We start from the raw sequence: 13,737 nt of genomic DNA on the forward strand, positions 1-13,737 counted from the left end.
CAACCAGTAAGCGAACACATGGCAGCAGGTTTGTCCCCGCTTTTCAAACGACTATAGGCATTTTATGGCTTTGAAGAAATACCGCGATTGCGGCGTTTTCGCCTATTTACGTCACCAAGGCCGCGCCAAGCACCCAGATTAGGAGCTTTACTGCCGCACTCTTCAGCCCCAGCAGCACGATGGACCACCAGCGCGCGCCCACCGATTCGCAATTGGTCCGCCCGATTTTCAGCGCATCTGGTGTTGGATGAACAAAGTATGTGAAGGCCGCTGTGCGCAATGGGCACAGATCGTCTAGAGCTCCCCGGCACAACGAAGAACCCCCGCCGCAGTCTCCTGCGGCGGGGGCCCAATTCTTCCAAGCAAAAGCTGAAGGCTTATTCGTCGCCCTTCAGAGCTGCACCAAGGATATCACCCAAGGATGCGCCGGAATCAGATGAACCATACTGCTCAACCGCTTCCTTCTCTTCTGCAATCTCGCGTGCCTTGATCGACAGACCCAGCTTGCGGGTCTTGCTGTCGATGTTGGTCACACGGACGTCAACCTTGTCGCCAACGCCGAAACGCTCTGGGCGCTGCTCGGCACGGTCACGGGACAGATCGGAACGACGGATAAAGGATTTTGCACCTTCATAGTCAACTTCAATGCCGCCGTCTTCGATCTTGGTCACTTCAACCGTGATGACCGAACCACGCTTCACGCCGCCAACGGCTTCTGCGAACGGATCACCGTCGAGTGCCTTGATCGAGAGCGAGATACGCTCTTTCTCGACGTCGACTTCGGCCACTTTCGCACGGACCATGTCGCCCTTGCGGAAATCACCGATGACGTCCTCGCCACGGCCTTCCCATGTCAGGTCAGACAGGTGAACCATGCCGTCGATGTCGCCTTCGAGGCCAACAAACAGACCGAATTCGGTGATGTTCTTGACTTCGCCTTCCACTTCGGTGCCCTCAGGATGTGTCTCAGCAAAGACTTCCCATGGGTTACGCTGTGTCTGCTTGAGGCCAAGGGAAACGCGACGCTTCGCAGAATCGATTTCCAGAACCATGACTTCCACTTCCTGCGAAGTAGACACGATCTTGCCGGGGTGTACGTTCTTTTTGGTCCAGGACATCTCGGACACGTGAACCAGACCTTCAACACCGGCTTCCAGCTCAACAAATGCGCCGTAATCAGTGATGTTGGTCACACGCCCCTGATGTACGGAACCAAGCGAGAATTTCGCTTCGACAGCATCCCATGGATCGTCCTGCAGCTGCTTCATGCCAAGGCTGATACGGTGGGTTTCTTTGTTGATCTTGATGACCTGCACCTTGATCGTCTCACCAATTGTGAGGATTTCGGATGGGTGGTTCACACGGCGCCATGCCATGTCTGTGACGTGCAACAGACCGTCAACACCGCCCAGATCAACGAACGCACCGTATTCGGTGATGTTCTTGACGACGCCGTCAACTTCCTGGCCTTCGGTCAGGTTGCCGATGACTTCGGCACGCTGCTCGGCACGTGATTCTTCAAGGATTGCACGACGCGATACAACGATGTTGCCACGGCGACGGTCCATTTTCAAAATCTGGAATGGCTGCTTGAGACCCATCAACGGGCCTGCGTCACGCACAGGGCGGACATCAACCTGAGAGCCCGGCAGGAACGCAACAGCGCCGCCAAGGTCGACAGTGAAACCACCTTTGACGCGGCCAAAGATTGCGCCATCAACGCGCTCTTCGTCAGCATAGGCTTTTTCCAGACGATCCCAGGCCTCTTCACGGCGCGCCATCTCACGCGAGATAACAGCTTCGCCGCGGGCGTTTTCAACCTGACGCAGGAACACTTCGACAGTGTCTCCAACGGCAATTTCAGCCTCTTCCCCGGGGTTTGCGAATTCTTTCAGATCAACGCGGCCTTCCATCTTGTAGCCTACGTCGATGATGGCTTGGCCCGCTTCGATTGCGATCACCTTGCCTTTGACAACAGACCCTTCGGCGGGCGTGTCCATTTCGAAGCTTTCGTTCAAGAGTGCTTCAAACTCTTCCATTGAATTAGCCATGTGGCGTCGTTTTCCTAACGTTTGGTTTTATACGGGCCGTGCGGTTGTCTCCGCCGGTCTTTTGGGTTTCGGTTGGTCACTTGCATCCTTTGCGGAACATAAAACAACAGGGCCGGTTACTACCGACCCCGCTCAAGTCTCACGTCCGCGCCTGTTTCGACACTTCGACAGGGCGGCGTATAGGGCGATTTTGCCAGCAAGGCAAGGGGTTTCACCAATCAACAATGCCTTGACGTATCAGGTCCAAAGCACGGCACACTACCCCAGAACTTCGCCCATCTTGTCGAATGCCTGCATCCAGCCGCCTTCGCCCGGTGTGCCTGCGGGGATACCGGCGTGTGTCATGACCATGAGTGTTTTGCCGTCTTCCTCGGTCAGTTCCACCGTAATTTCGGTCACTTCAGGGGTCCCTTCGGGCATGCCCATCGCACTGGGCGAAATCAGGTTGCCATCCGGGTCGCACATGCTCTCGGTGTAGACCAGTTTGTGTGGCGCGCTGACCTCTTTGTATTGCCCCGTAAACCACATCGACATTGTCCGGTCAGGAGTTTTCATTTCCATGTTGATCTTGCGCGTTCCGCCAACGGTCACGTCCATTTCGGCCACTGGGACGGAAAAGCCTCTGGGGCCATACCATTTTTGAAAGTTCGCAGCGTCGGCCCACATGGCCCAAACCTCTTCAATCGGTGCATCAAACGTGCGCGTGATCTTAATCCATTCGGTCATCGTCTTCCTCTTCTGTAGGTATCATGTCTTTGAGTGCGGCATCCATCGCATCAAATCGGGCATCCCAGATATGGCGATAGGCGTCGGTCCATGCAGCGATCTCCGCCAAGGGCGCTGCATTGATCTGGCAAGGACGATACTGCGCGCGACGGCCACGGCTGATCAGATTGGCCGTTTCAAGCACGCGGATATGTTTGGAAATCGCAGGCAGGCTCATTGCAAAGGGGGCCGCCAGTTCGTTGACTGTTGCCTCGCCTTGCGCAAGGCGCGCAAGAATTGCCCGACGTGTCGGATGTGCAAGCGCTGCGAATGCGGCGTCAAGGGATGCGGAAGTTTCCATACACCCTTTAATAAACCAAACAGTTAATTAATAAAGTGGTTTATTAAAGCTGGTCCAATGCGGCCTGCACCGCCGCGAAATACGCGCCTACTTGCGCCCCGTCGACCAGCGCGTGATGCACCTCAAGCGTCATGGCCATGTCCCAGCGTCCGTCCCGCTCAACAAATTTTCCCCATGTCACCCGCGGAATGCAGTCGTCTGGCCCGGGCAAAGCATTGTTGATCGCCGTGTAATCCAGCCACGGCATACACGACAGATAGGCAAGATCATCGCGCTCTCCGCTGTTGGCTTGCAGCACACCGCCCTTCGCCACCTTACCGATCAACGCCGCCGCCTGCGCCTCAAACGCACCAAAATCGGCAACATAGGGTACATAGGCATAGCCGAAACTGCCCGCATCCGTCGGCACTGTCATGGATAACGTCACCATATCATGGGCAACCACAGTATCTCCGCGGAAACGCATGCAAAGTTCCGGTACAGTATGCAAACCAGCCCCGATTGCATAAAGACATGCACGGTAGGGTGAAATCCCATCGGCCTTGCGCTGCATCAGATGTGTAACATTCATGCGCGTGGTCGTTGCGTAATGCGGCTGCTGGTAGGTCCGGAAAAGCCGGAATTGCGCGCTACGGGGCCAGGTTTGAAGGTCAACAAGCGTATAGGTCATACGCCAAGTGTTGTCAGATGTCCTGACCCTTTTCCAGCAGCCTTTCGATCAGTTCACGCTGCAGATCACCGCTGTCACCGGCCCCGAACTGTCCGGCCCCACTGCTGTAGAGAGAGCCATAGGTCTTGGCCACATTCACCGTCTGCGCCACACCAGAGATAAACTGGTTACGCTCAAGTTCCTTGAAAGGATGCAGGAACACGCCCCATAGCTGCCCGCCGGCCACCGCATAGCGGGCATCAAGGGCGCTATCGAAGTTTGCCTGCATGACACGGCGCATCTCCTCGGATGTCATCGTTTCGGCCGACCGTATCGGTACCATCGCACGCATCCTGTTTGCGGCCACATCCGTGACAATCAAGACAGGGATGTCATCAATGGTCAGCGAAAATCCCGCCCCCACAAGTTCAGCTTCTGGATCAAGCGCAAGTACAATCTCGGCCATGCGCGGCAGCGTCATATGAGGTTCAGCTTCTTGCGATTGCGCAGCAGCAGGCAAGAAAAATGCAATAGCAATGAGGATACGGATCATGGGCAACTCCTTATCCCATGAACCTAGACCACCCTTTCACACACCGGCAAAGCAACCATTGGTGAACCATTGAAACATGGTGCCGTCCTAACTGCGCGCCGCCTCGACGACCTTGATCGCAGCGGCAACTGCCTCAGCCGCCGTTAAATCCGAGGTATCAAGCAAAATGGCGTCATCAGCGGGGATCAAAGGAGACGCAGCGCGGCTTTGATCGCGCGCATCACGTTGTTTCACATCCGCCAGCACCGTCTCAAAGGTGGTGTCGGTCCCTTTGTCCGAAAGCTCCTGAAAGCGCCGTTCGGCACGGCATTCGGCGCTGGCGGTGACGAAAAGCTTCACGTCAGCTTCTGGGCAAATCACGGTCCCGATATCGCGTCCGTCCAGCACGGCACCATCTGCGCGGGCTGCAAAACTGCGCTGGAAAGCCACAAGTGCGGCGCGCACCTCTTCGATCACAGCCACCTCGCTTGCGGCTTGGGCCACGGCGGGGGTGCGGAGACGCTCATTTTCAAGATCAACAGGATCAAGCGCACGTGCGGCCACAATCGGTTCCGCTCCTGCAATCACTTTGGCCCCGACCGCACGATAAAGCAGCCCCGTATCAAGATGCGCAAAACCGAAATGCGCGGCAACCGCCTTGGAAATCGTCCCTTTGCCTGCGGCGGCTGGACCATCAATGGCAACGACAAAGCTCATGCGTTTTCACGCACGATCTGCGCGCCCAATTGTCCCATCAGATCCTCAAAAATAGGGAAAGAGGTCGCGATCGGGCTGCCGTCATCAATGCGCATCGGTTTTTGTGTGGCCATGCCCATGACCATAAAGGCCATTGCAATCCGGTGATCCAGCTGGCTTGCGACAGTCACACCGCCGGGCACTTTGCCATGGCCCAGACCGGTGATTTTCCACCAATCCGGCCCTTCATCTACAGTAACACCTGCCGCGCGCAGCCCCTTGGCCATTGCATCGATGCGGTCGCTTTCCTTGACGCGCAATTCCTTAACACCCTGCATGTCCGTCACACCCGCCGCAAAGGCCGCAACAACAGAGAGCACCGGATATTCGTCAATCATGCTCGCTGCCCGCGCGGGTGGCACTGCAATCCCCTTCAAATCAGGTGAAAACCTTGCGCGCAGGTCGGCGACAGGCTCGCCCCCCTCCTCGCGCATGTTCTCATAAACCAGATCGGCCCCCATTTCCTGCAATGTGGTAAATAGGCCGGCACGCGTGGGGTTCAGCCCGATATTGGGCACCAGTACATCCGACCCCGGCGTGATAATGGCGGCACAGACCGGAAAGGCCGCCGACGACGGATCGCGCGGCACAATGATTGTCTGGGGGACCAGTTCAGGCTGTCCATCAAGCGTAATCACGCGGCCTTCGTCAGTCTCTTCAACACTTAACGTCGCACCAAAGCCCTGCAACATCCGCTCGGTATGGTCGCGGGTTGCTTCTTTCTCGATGACGACGGTCTGACCCGGCGCATTCAAACCGGCCAGCAGAACAGCCGACTTTACCTGCGCAGAAGGCACCGGCACAACATAGCGGACCGGCACAGGGGCGCGCGCACCCACAATGGTCATCGGCAAACGCCCACCGGCACGCCCCACGGCTTGCGCCCCGAAAAGTGCGAGCGGATCAGTCACCCGCCCCATCGGCCGCCCGTTCAGCGACGCATCGCCCGTATAGGTCACGGTAATAGGCGAGGTCGCCGCAGCCCCCATGATCAAGCGGACACCCGTGCCGGAATTGCCACAATCAATTACGTGGTCAGGCTCGGCGAACCCGCCAACACCCACACCACTGACAGTCCACCCACCGTCACCATGATTGGTCACCGTCGCGCCGAAGGCCTGCATCGCCTTGGCGGTATCCAGCACGTCCTCACCTTCCAGAAGGCCGGTGATCCGCGTCTCGCCAATACACATCGCCCCCAAAATCAGCGACCGGTGCGAAATCGACTTGTCGCCGGGCACATGCGCTTCACCCACCAAAGGGCCACAGGGGTGCGATATCATGGGGATCGGGGTGCCGTGACCGGACATTGGCAATCTTCCTTCTTAACTCGCGCGGTTGATAGCGCAGCGCGTTCGCCGGGTCTATCACCTGTCTTATCATCTTGCCCGAAATACTCCCCCCGGAGGGTCCGACGCTCACACCCGGCGGAAGGTCAGATAATGCGGTGTCCGGCCTTCACGGAGCGCCTTCTGCTCATAGCGTGTCGACACCCAATCCGCCCATGGCGTGCGCCAATCGTGGGGCCCCTCAGCCAGCCATTCAAATCCATGCGAAGGCACCTGCTCCAGTGTCTGGCGGACATAGTCCTTGATGTCTGTCGCAACGCGCAACTCGGCCCCCGGTTTCATGACACGGTGTAGGGGGGCAAGATGCTCCGGTGTGACAAACCGGCGGCGGTGATGGCGCTTCTTGGGCCAGGGATCGGGATAGTTCAGAAAGACTTTTGACAGCGTCGCATCGGGTAAAACATCAAACAGATCGCGCACATCGCCCGGGTGAACCCGCAGATTGTCCACATCGGCCTTGCGGATCTTGCCCAGAAGCATGGCGACACCATTGATAAACGGCTCACAGCCGATCAGACCAAAGTCGGGATAGGTCTGTGCCATATGCACCAGATGTTCACCGCCGCCAAAGCCGATTTCCAACCAGATGTCCTTGCCACCAAAAACACCATCCAGCGCAAGCGGCGTCCTGTCGGGATTTTCTTCCCAACTGATCGGTCCGGGCGATAGCGGCGCAAGATCGTTCTCAAGATAGTCGTGCTGGGCGGCACGGATCGTCTTGCCACGAAAGCGGCCATAGAAATTGCGCCATGGCGCGCCCGAGGGATGATTGGTTTTGCTCATAGGCGGGGCTTTAGCAAGGGTGCGCAGCTTTCGCAATCAGCAGGGTGGATCAAGATCCACCCTACATACCGTGCAAACTGTAAGGTGGGTCTTGACCCACCCTACCTTGATCAGACAGCGCGCTTGAGCGCCTCAACCAGATCGGTCCGCTCCCAGCTGAACCCGCCATCCGCATCCGGCGCACGACCAAAGTGACCGTAGGCTGCCGTCCGCTCGTAAATCGGCCTGTTCAGGCCCAGATGCTCGCGGATGCCGCGCGGCGTCAGATCCATGACCTGCGCAATCGCACGCTCGATCGCAGCCGGATCGACTTCGCCTGTGCCATGGGTATCGGCATAGATCGACAAAGGTTTGGCCACACCAATGGCATAGCTCAACTGGATCGTGCAACGCTCGGCCATGCCAGCCGCCACCACATTCTTGGCCAGATAGCGCGATGCATAAGCGGCAGACCGGTCCACCTTGGTCGGGTCTTTACCCGAGAAAGCCCCACCACCATGCGGGGCCGCGCCACCGTAGGTATCCACGATAATCTTGCGTCCCGTCAGACCGGCATCACCATCAGGACCACCGATCACGAATGTGCCTGTCGGGTTTACCCACCATTCGGTCCGCGCGGTGATCAGGCCCTCCGGCATCACTTCGCGGATGTAAGGCTCAACAATCGCACGGATATCCGCGCTGGTCTGGTTCTCGTCGCTGTGTTGGGTCGAGAGCACAATCGACATCGCCTCAACCGGCTTGCCGTTTTCGTAGCGCAGCGACACCTGGCTTTTGGCATCAGGGCGCAGCGTTGGTTCTTCGCCGGATTTGCGCACCTCTGCCAGACGGCGCAGGATCGCGTGGGCATATTGGATCGGGGCCGGCATCAGCGCATCGGTTTCCGTTGTGGCATAGCCAAACATGATCCCCTGATCGCCGGCACCTTCCTCTTTCGTGTCAGATGCATCCACACCTTGGGCGATATGCGCGGATTGCTCATGCAGCAGGTTCGTAATCTCGCAGGTTGCGTGATGGAACTTGTCCTGCTCATAGCCGATGTCTTTGATACAGGCGCGCGCGATATCCTCGATCCGCGCCATATGGTCCTTCAGTTTCGACTGGTCAGACAGCCCCACTTCGCCACCGATCACCACGCGGTTTGTCGTGGCGAAAGTCTCGCAAGCGACACGCGCTTCGGGTTCTTCGGTCAGGAATGCGTCCAGAATGCTGTCGGAAATGCGGTCGCAGACCTTATCAGGATGCCCCTCTGAAACGGATTCAGAGGTGAAGATGTAATTGTTACGCGCCATGGGAATGTGCTCCATTAAGTTATACCGCCACGTCAGGAAGCCGTTGTGACAGAATCGAACACCCCGATATGGTGTGCCCGCTGCTAGGTCAATCGCTATCGCGTCTGGCCCTGAAATAACCGCCAAAGATGAACAAAAGCACCAACAGGACAACCGGCAGCTCGCCCCATTGACTATAGGGAGTCGCCCCAAGGGCCGCAGGCAGAGGCGCATCAATCGCGCCATCAACACCCAGCGGCAATGCCGCAGTGATGCGTCCTTTGGGATCAATCATCGCGCTGATGCCGGTGTTGGCAACACGCACCATCGGCAAACCCTGCTCGATTGCGCGCAACCGCGCTTGTGCTAGGTGCTGATGCGGACCCGCCGCCTCGCCGAACCATGCATCATTCGTGATCAACAACAGCAACCTCGGGCGGGTATCGCTATAGGTGATTTCCTCGGCAAAAATCCCCTCATAGCAAATCAAGGGCACTGCAGCGCCAATGCCGGGCAGATCAACTGGCCCGGGCGTCGCACCCGGCGTGAAGCCAACGCCAAGATTACGGGCAAGCCCCGTCGCCCCCAACTGCCCCAGAAACCGCGCACCAGGAATATACTCTCCAAAGGGAACAAGATGCCGCTTGTCATAGATGCTTTGCAGCGCCCCGCCTGGGCCAACAACGACCAGACTGTTATAGGCCCGTGCGTCAGCATCGCGCCGCTGGATTCCGAAAACAAGCGGCGCACCACGCGCGGAATCGGCCAGAAAGCCCAGATCATCATCGATGCGGTTCAACAGATAGGGAACGGCTGTTTCAGGCCAGACCACCAGATCAGGCACAGGACCCTCGGCGCTATAGGTGGTCAGACGGCGCAAAAAAACATCCGTGAAGGCAGGGTCCCATTTCTGCTCTTGCGGGGCATTGGGCTGCACCAGACGCACGATTGGCAGATCACCGGACGGCAGCCCCGCCGGTCCGGGGCGGAGGACAAAGGACAGCGCCAGCACCAGCCCCAGAACCACAAGCCCTACAATCCGCGCGGGCCCCAGCAGGGCTGCGATAGCTAGCCCGCAAAGCACCATCAGAAGCGTGAGCAAGTGGGGCCCGCCGTAGGCCGCCGCCTGCGCCAAGCCTGTTGTCACCCAGACATGGCCCAGCAAAGCCCAAGGGAACCCTGTCAGAATCAGGGAACGCAGCAGCTCTGAGCCGACCAGCGCGAGGGCAAACATCATCGGGCTGCGTGGCGCGAGCCGTGTTGCCACCCAAGCCGCCAGCGCCCAGAAAATTGCGCCCCCCGCCGCCATCAAAAACAGCGCAAAGGGGGCCATCCAGCCATGACGCTCGATATCAACAAGGAATGGTTCGACAATCCAGCGCAGGCTAAAGGCGAAATAGCCGAACCCGAAGGCCCAAGCGTGAAACACAGCCTGACGGCGCGACAGTGCATGCGGATACAGGGCAAACACCACGCCCAGCGCAAGGATCGTCGCAGGCCAAAGGTCAAACGGCGCTTGGCCCAAGCCCGCCACGGCCCCTAAGGCCGCAAACACGACAAGCCGCAAGACCGGCCCACGCGCAGCAAACTGCGCGCCGATGTTAGCCATTGCTGGCCGGTGTCAGGCGGACGCGCAACCGTTTGATCCGGCGCGGGTCTGCATCCACGACTTCGAATTCGGGACCGGCGGGATGCACGATGACCTCACCGCGCGCAGGCAAATGGCCCGCAAGCATTGTCACCAACCCGCCCAGCGTGTCGATTTCTTCCTCGTCGATTTCCTCGGCCTCGGTCAGGTTGAAACCGATCTCGGCCTCGAAATCATCCAGATCCGTGCGGGCCTGCGCCAGATAGCAGCCGGGTTTTTCAAGCACCCAGCTTTTGGCTTCTTCGATATCGTGCTCGTCCTCAATCTCGCCGACGACCTGCTCAATAACGTCCTCGATCGTGACCAACCCGTCTGTGCCACCGTATTCATCAATGACCAGTGCCATGTGGATACGTTCGGCCTGCATCTTTTGCAGCAGCACACCCAGTGGCATTGAAGGGGGAACAAAAATCAAGGGCCGCACCATCTCGCGCAAATCCAGTTCCTGACGATTGCCGTTAAAACCGTGGCGCAGCGCAAAATCCTTGAGGTTGGCAATCCCGATGGGCGTATCCAGCGTTCCGTCATACACCGGCAAACGGGTCAGGCCGCTGGTCCGGAACACCTCAACCAGTTCATCCTTTGTAATGGTGACAGGAACAGCCACAATATCAGGCTTGGGAATCGACACGTCTTCGACGCGCATCCGGCGCAAATTTAGCATCCCCAACATCGCGCCTGCTGCATTCACGTTTTCGCGTGGTGTCTCGTGGTTTTCTTCTGATGTCACGGGCGCGGTAAACACGTTCACCAAACGTGAAAATAGCCCGGGAGAGGTCTCCGTCTCATCCTGCTGCGCGCTCTGCGCAGCGCTAGACGGTCCTTCGTCTGTGTCGCCCATTTTATCCTTACCTATGTGGGTCAGGTGACCCGATTACTCCCTATATGGGTCAGGAACACCCAGTTTGCCAAGTATCTCTGTTTCCAAGCCTTCCATTAAGGTGGCATCACGGTCACGTTCGTGATCAAAACCCAATAAATGCAGGGTGCCATGAACAAGTAAATGAAGCGTGTGATCGCGCAAAGGTTTGCCCGCTGCGGCGGCTTCGCGCGCGCAGGTGTCAAAGGCAATCGCAATATCGCCCAATTCCGGGTCCGGCACGGGCTGCGGCGGAAGAGGCATTTCACCATCTATCGCGGCGCCGCGTTCCTCAGACGGCCAGCTCAGCACATTGGTGGGCGCGGGCTTGTCACGGAAATCGGCATTCAGCGCGGCGATCCGCGCATCATCACAGGCCAGTACGCTGATTTCAAACACCGAAGGTTCCAACCCCAGCCGTTCAAGTGCCGCATCGCAAGCCAATTGCGCCAGGGCGTCAATATCGCCCCAGCGCTCATCCTCGACCACGCAATCAACGCTCACCTTGGGTCATCCGCCTCATAGGCTTCGATGATCGCGGCAACCAGCGGGTGGCGCACGACATCTTTAGAGGTGAAGTAGTTGAAGCTGATCTTGGGAATATTCTTGAGCAAACGCTCGGCATCCCAAAGCCCTGAATTCACACCGCGCGGCAGGTCGATCTGCGTGCGGTCGCCGGTGATCACCATGCGCGAACCTTCACCCAGACGGGTCAGGAACATCTTCATCTGCATTGTGGTCGCGTTCTGCGCTTCATCCAGCACAACAAAGGCATTGGACAGGGTACGCCCCCGCATAAAGGCCAAAGGTGCGATCTCAATCACCTTTTCCTCAATCATCTTGGCCGATTGTTTGCCCGGCAGAAAATCATTCAGCGCGTCATAGAGCGGCTGCATATATGGATCAACCTTGTCCTTCATATCACCGGGCAGATAGCCCAGCTTTTCGCCCGCCTCGACCGCAGGGCGCGACAGGATGATCTTGTCCACATGGCCGGAAATCAGCATGTTCACGCCCACGGCCACGGCCAGATAGGTCTTACCCGTCCCCGCAGGCCCGATACCAAAGGCAAGCTCATTGGAAAAAAGCGCCTTCACATAGGCCTTTTGCGCATCGGTGCGCGGCTCGACCAGCTTCTTGCGGGTCTTGATCTCGACACGCTCTGTTTCGCCCTTGAACAGCTCGATCTGGTCACCACTGCGGGCAGGATCGAACATGGGTGCCGCCCCCATACGCAATTCGCGGTCCAGATCGCCCGGCTCCAACGAACGGCCCGCCTCAAGCCGGCTGTAAAGCGCGCCAAGTACTTGGCTGGCCTCGGCACGGGCGTCCTTGTCACCGATCACAGCCAATTGGTTGCCACGGCGCAAAATCTGCACGTCCAGCTTTTCTTCGATTGTGGTCAGGTTGCGGTCATATTCGCCGCAAAGATCGATCAGCAAAAAATTGTCAGGGAATTCCAACAGGGATTCTGTTGCAACGTCAGCGGGTGGGGTCAGGGCACCGGTGGCCAATCAGCTCTCCTCTTTGTCTATATATAGGTATCGTGGCAAGTGCAGACACAAGGCGCAAGGCTCTTTGCGTAAAGAGCGGGTTTTGATAGCACCCTGTTTCGTACGACGTAGATGCGGCGCAGCATTCTTCCACGTTAAACCTTTGATGCGCCGACAAAACACCCTGCCTTAGACGCAAATTGCCAAATGCTATAAACTTGCGCAAACTGCTGCGAAAAGGGCCAAGGCAACTGCCGGATAGGTGGATCTGCCCCAAGAGGAGAGCACAGCCATGGTGACGAGAGATTCGATAAGCTTTGTCTTCTCCGGATCAGGCAGTGGCACGCCGGTCACCCCCGCAGAGTTTGTCGCAACCATCGCGACGCTCGCTCCACCCGGCTTTGGCTGGCTGCACCTGAACAGAGCGAATGCAGCGACGCCCGCGTTGCTGGCCGAGGCGGGGCTTGATCAGTTCGTCATCGCCGCGCTCACTGCTGACGAAACCCGCCCGCGCTGCACAGTGCATGGCAACGGCGTGCTCTTGAACCTGCGCGGTGTAAACCTGAACCCGGATGCAGAACCCGAAGACATGGTGTCGGTCCGGCTCTGGCTGGAACATCAGCGGGTGATCGGGGTTTGGGGGCGTCCTCTTTTTGCGGTGCAGGATCTTGCGGAAACAGTGACACGCGGCGAGGCCCCGCGATCACCCGGCGATTTCGTGGCGAAACTGGCGTTACGCCTGACAGATCGGGCCGAACCGGTCGTGGCAACCCTGAACGAGGAAATCGACACGCTGGAAGAGGCGGTCATAGATCCCAAGGGCCATGTGTCACGGTCGCGCCTTGGTGGCTTGCGGCGCAAAGCCATCGTGCTCCGGCGCTATTTCGTACCACAACGCGACGCGCTGACCACGCTAGAAATCGAGGATCTTGGCTGGCTGGATGCGCACGACCGCACGCGCCTGCGGGAGGCGGCGGAACGGGTGCAGCGCTTTGGCGAAGAACTCGATGCGATCCGAGACCGTGCGCAGATCGTGCATGACCAGATTATGGACAACCGCGCCGAAGCGATGAACCAGCGGATGCTTTTGCTGTCGATCGTCTCGGCGATCTTCCTGCCCTTGGGGTTGTTGACCGGATTGCTGGGCATCAACGTCGGCGGCATGCCCGGCGTTGACGATCCCCGCGCATTCTGGGTCGTCTGTCTAGCTCTGGTTGTGTTGGGTGCGGGACTGGTCTGGATGTTCAGGAAGCTGGGACTGTTCCGCACGTAAGGTGGAT

The 13,737-nt window shown here is 58.2% G+C and carries 14 protein-coding genes and 1 riboswitch; of the genes, 1 reads left to right on the top strand and 13 read right to left on the bottom strand.

The window, feature by feature from the left end:
• Positions 1 to 377: 377 nt before the first annotated feature.
• From rpsA to B0B09_RS08510, 13 genes are all read right to left on the bottom strand, one after another.
• Positions 378 to 2,051, bottom strand: a complete 1,674-nt coding sequence (gene rpsA, locus B0B09_RS08450; protein WP_278247276.1) for a 30S ribosomal protein S1 — start codon at positions 2,049 to 2,051, stop codon at positions 378 to 380.
• 258 nt (positions 2,052 to 2,309) lie between these two features.
• Entirely contained in the window at positions 2,310 to 2,777 is a 468-nt protein-coding gene (locus tag B0B09_RS08455) for an SRPBCC family protein (RefSeq protein WP_076659189.1), read from the bottom strand.
• Positions 2,761 to 3,117 (bottom strand): ArsR/SmtB family transcription factor, encoded by a 357-nt coding sequence (locus B0B09_RS08460; protein WP_076659190.1) that lies wholly within the window; start codon positions 3,115 to 3,117, stop codon positions 2,761 to 2,763. The genes B0B09_RS08455 and B0B09_RS08460 overlap by 17 nt, the downstream gene beginning before the upstream one ends.
• A gap of 43 nt (positions 3,118 to 3,160) precedes the next feature.
• Positions 3,161 to 3,787 (bottom strand): CatA-like O-acetyltransferase, encoded by a 627-nt coding sequence (locus B0B09_RS08465; protein WP_076659191.1) that lies wholly within the window; start codon positions 3,785 to 3,787, stop codon positions 3,161 to 3,163.
• Between the two features lie 13 nt (positions 3,788 to 3,800).
• A complete protein-coding gene (locus B0B09_RS08470; protein WP_076659192.1) occupies positions 3,801 to 4,319 on the bottom strand; it encodes a hypothetical protein in 519 nt (172 codons plus the stop codon).
• A gap of 87 nt (positions 4,320 to 4,406) precedes the next feature.
• Positions 4,407 to 5,015: a (d)CMP kinase gene (gene cmk / locus B0B09_RS08475; protein ID WP_076659193.1), complete on the bottom strand. Its 609-nt coding sequence runs from the start codon at positions 5,013 to 5,015 to the stop codon at positions 4,407 to 4,409.
• The gene (aroA, locus tag B0B09_RS08480; protein WP_076659194.1) at positions 5,012 to 6,364 is read right to left on the bottom strand and encodes a 3-phosphoshikimate 1-carboxyvinyltransferase; all 1,353 of its coding nucleotides are present in this window, start codon (positions 6,362 to 6,364) and stop codon (positions 5,012 to 5,014) included. Before aroA ends, cmk begins: the two co-directional genes overlap by 4 nt.
• A gap of 108 nt (positions 6,365 to 6,472) precedes the next feature.
• Positions 6,473 to 7,186 carry a tRNA (guanosine(46)-N7)-methyltransferase TrmB gene (gene trmB / locus B0B09_RS08485; protein ID WP_076659195.1) on the bottom strand — a complete coding sequence of 238 codons (714 nt, stop codon included), beginning with the start codon at positions 7,184 to 7,186 and terminating at the stop codon, positions 6,473 to 6,475.
• 110 nt (positions 7,187 to 7,296) lie between these two features.
• A complete protein-coding gene (gene metK, locus B0B09_RS08490) occupies positions 7,297 to 8,478 on the bottom strand; it encodes a methionine adenosyltransferase (RefSeq protein WP_076659196.1) in 1,182 nt (393 codons plus the stop codon).
• 7 nt (positions 8,479 to 8,485) lie between these two features.
• Positions 8,486 to 8,533, bottom strand: a riboswitch (SAM-SAH riboswitch).
• Between the two features lie 33 nt (positions 8,534 to 8,566).
• The gene (gene lnt / locus B0B09_RS08495; protein WP_076659197.1) at positions 8,567 to 10,066 is read right to left on the bottom strand and encodes an apolipoprotein N-acyltransferase; all 1,500 of its coding nucleotides are present in this window, start codon (positions 10,064 to 10,066) and stop codon (positions 8,567 to 8,569) included.
• Positions 10,059 to 10,946: a transporter associated domain-containing protein gene (locus tag B0B09_RS08500; RefSeq protein WP_076659198.1), complete on the bottom strand. Its 888-nt coding sequence runs from the start codon at positions 10,944 to 10,946 to the stop codon at positions 10,059 to 10,061. Before B0B09_RS08500 ends, lnt begins: the two co-directional genes overlap by 8 nt.
• A gap of 33 nt (positions 10,947 to 10,979) precedes the next feature.
• Positions 10,980 to 11,468 carry an rRNA maturation RNase YbeY gene (gene ybeY, locus B0B09_RS08505; RefSeq protein ID WP_076659199.1) on the bottom strand — a complete coding sequence of 163 codons (489 nt, stop codon included), beginning with the start codon at positions 11,466 to 11,468 and terminating at the stop codon, positions 10,980 to 10,982.
• Complete coding sequence (locus tag B0B09_RS08510) at positions 11,465 to 12,478, bottom strand: PhoH family protein (protein WP_076659200.1); 1,014 nt, start codon at positions 12,476 to 12,478, stop codon at positions 11,465 to 11,467. The genes ybeY and B0B09_RS08510 overlap by 4 nt, the downstream gene beginning before the upstream one ends.
• Before the next feature lie 271 nt (positions 12,479 to 12,749).
• On the opposite strand from B0B09_RS08510, the gene B0B09_RS08515 reads away from it, so the two are divergent.
• The gene (locus B0B09_RS08515) at positions 12,750 to 13,730 is read left to right on the top strand and encodes a zinc transporter ZntB (RefSeq protein WP_076659201.1); all 981 of its coding nucleotides are present in this window, start codon (positions 12,750 to 12,752) and stop codon (positions 13,728 to 13,730) included.
• Positions 13,731 to 13,737 lie beyond the last annotated feature (7 nt).

The sequence above is a fragment of the Yoonia rosea genome (assembly GCF_900156505.1).
Classification (GTDB): domain Bacteria; phylum Pseudomonadota; class Alphaproteobacteria; order Rhodobacterales; family Rhodobacteraceae; genus Yoonia; species Yoonia rosea.

What these genes read in the sequence shown, in the direction of transcription:
- rpsA (WP_278247276.1), bottom strand. Translation starts at nt 2,051, where the DNA reads ATGGCTAATTCAATGGAAGAGTTTGAAGCACTCTTGAACGAAAGCTTC.
- B0B09_RS08455 (WP_076659189.1), bottom strand. Translation starts at nt 2,777, where the DNA reads ATGACCGAATGGATTAAGATCACGCGCACGTTTGATGCACCGATTGAA.
- B0B09_RS08460 (WP_076659190.1), bottom strand. Translation starts at nt 3,117, where the DNA reads ATGGAAACTTCCGCATCCCTTGACGCCGCATTCGCAGCGCTTGCACAT.
- B0B09_RS08465 (WP_076659191.1), bottom strand. Translation starts at nt 3,787, where the DNA reads ATGACCTATACGCTTGTTGACCTTCAAACCTGGCCCCGTAGCGCGCAA.
- B0B09_RS08470 (WP_076659192.1), bottom strand. Translation starts at nt 4,319, where the DNA reads ATGATCCGTATCCTCATTGCTATTGCATTTTTCTTGCCTGCTGCTGCG.
- cmk (WP_076659193.1), bottom strand. Translation starts at nt 5,015, where the DNA reads ATGAGCTTTGTCGTTGCCATTGATGGTCCAGCCGCCGCAGGCAAAGGG.
- aroA (WP_076659194.1), bottom strand. Translation starts at nt 6,364, where the DNA reads ATGTCCGGTCACGGCACCCCGATCCCCATGATATCGCACCCCTGTGGC.
- trmB (WP_076659195.1), bottom strand. Translation starts at nt 7,186, where the DNA reads ATGAGCAAAACCAATCATCCCTCGGGCGCGCCATGGCGCAATTTCTAT.
- metK (WP_076659196.1), bottom strand. Translation starts at nt 8,478, where the DNA reads ATGGCGCGTAACAATTACATCTTCACCTCTGAATCCGTTTCAGAGGGG.
- lnt (WP_076659197.1), bottom strand. Translation starts at nt 10,066, where the DNA reads ATGGCTAACATCGGCGCGCAGTTTGCTGCGCGTGGGCCGGTCTTGCGG.
- B0B09_RS08500 (WP_076659198.1), bottom strand. Translation starts at nt 10,946, where the DNA reads ATGGGCGACACAGACGAAGGACCGTCTAGCGCTGCGCAGAGCGCGCAG.
- B0B09_RS08515 (WP_076659201.1), top strand. Translation starts at nt 12,750, where the DNA reads ATGGTGACGAGAGATTCGATAAGCTTTGTCTTCTCCGGATCAGGCAGT.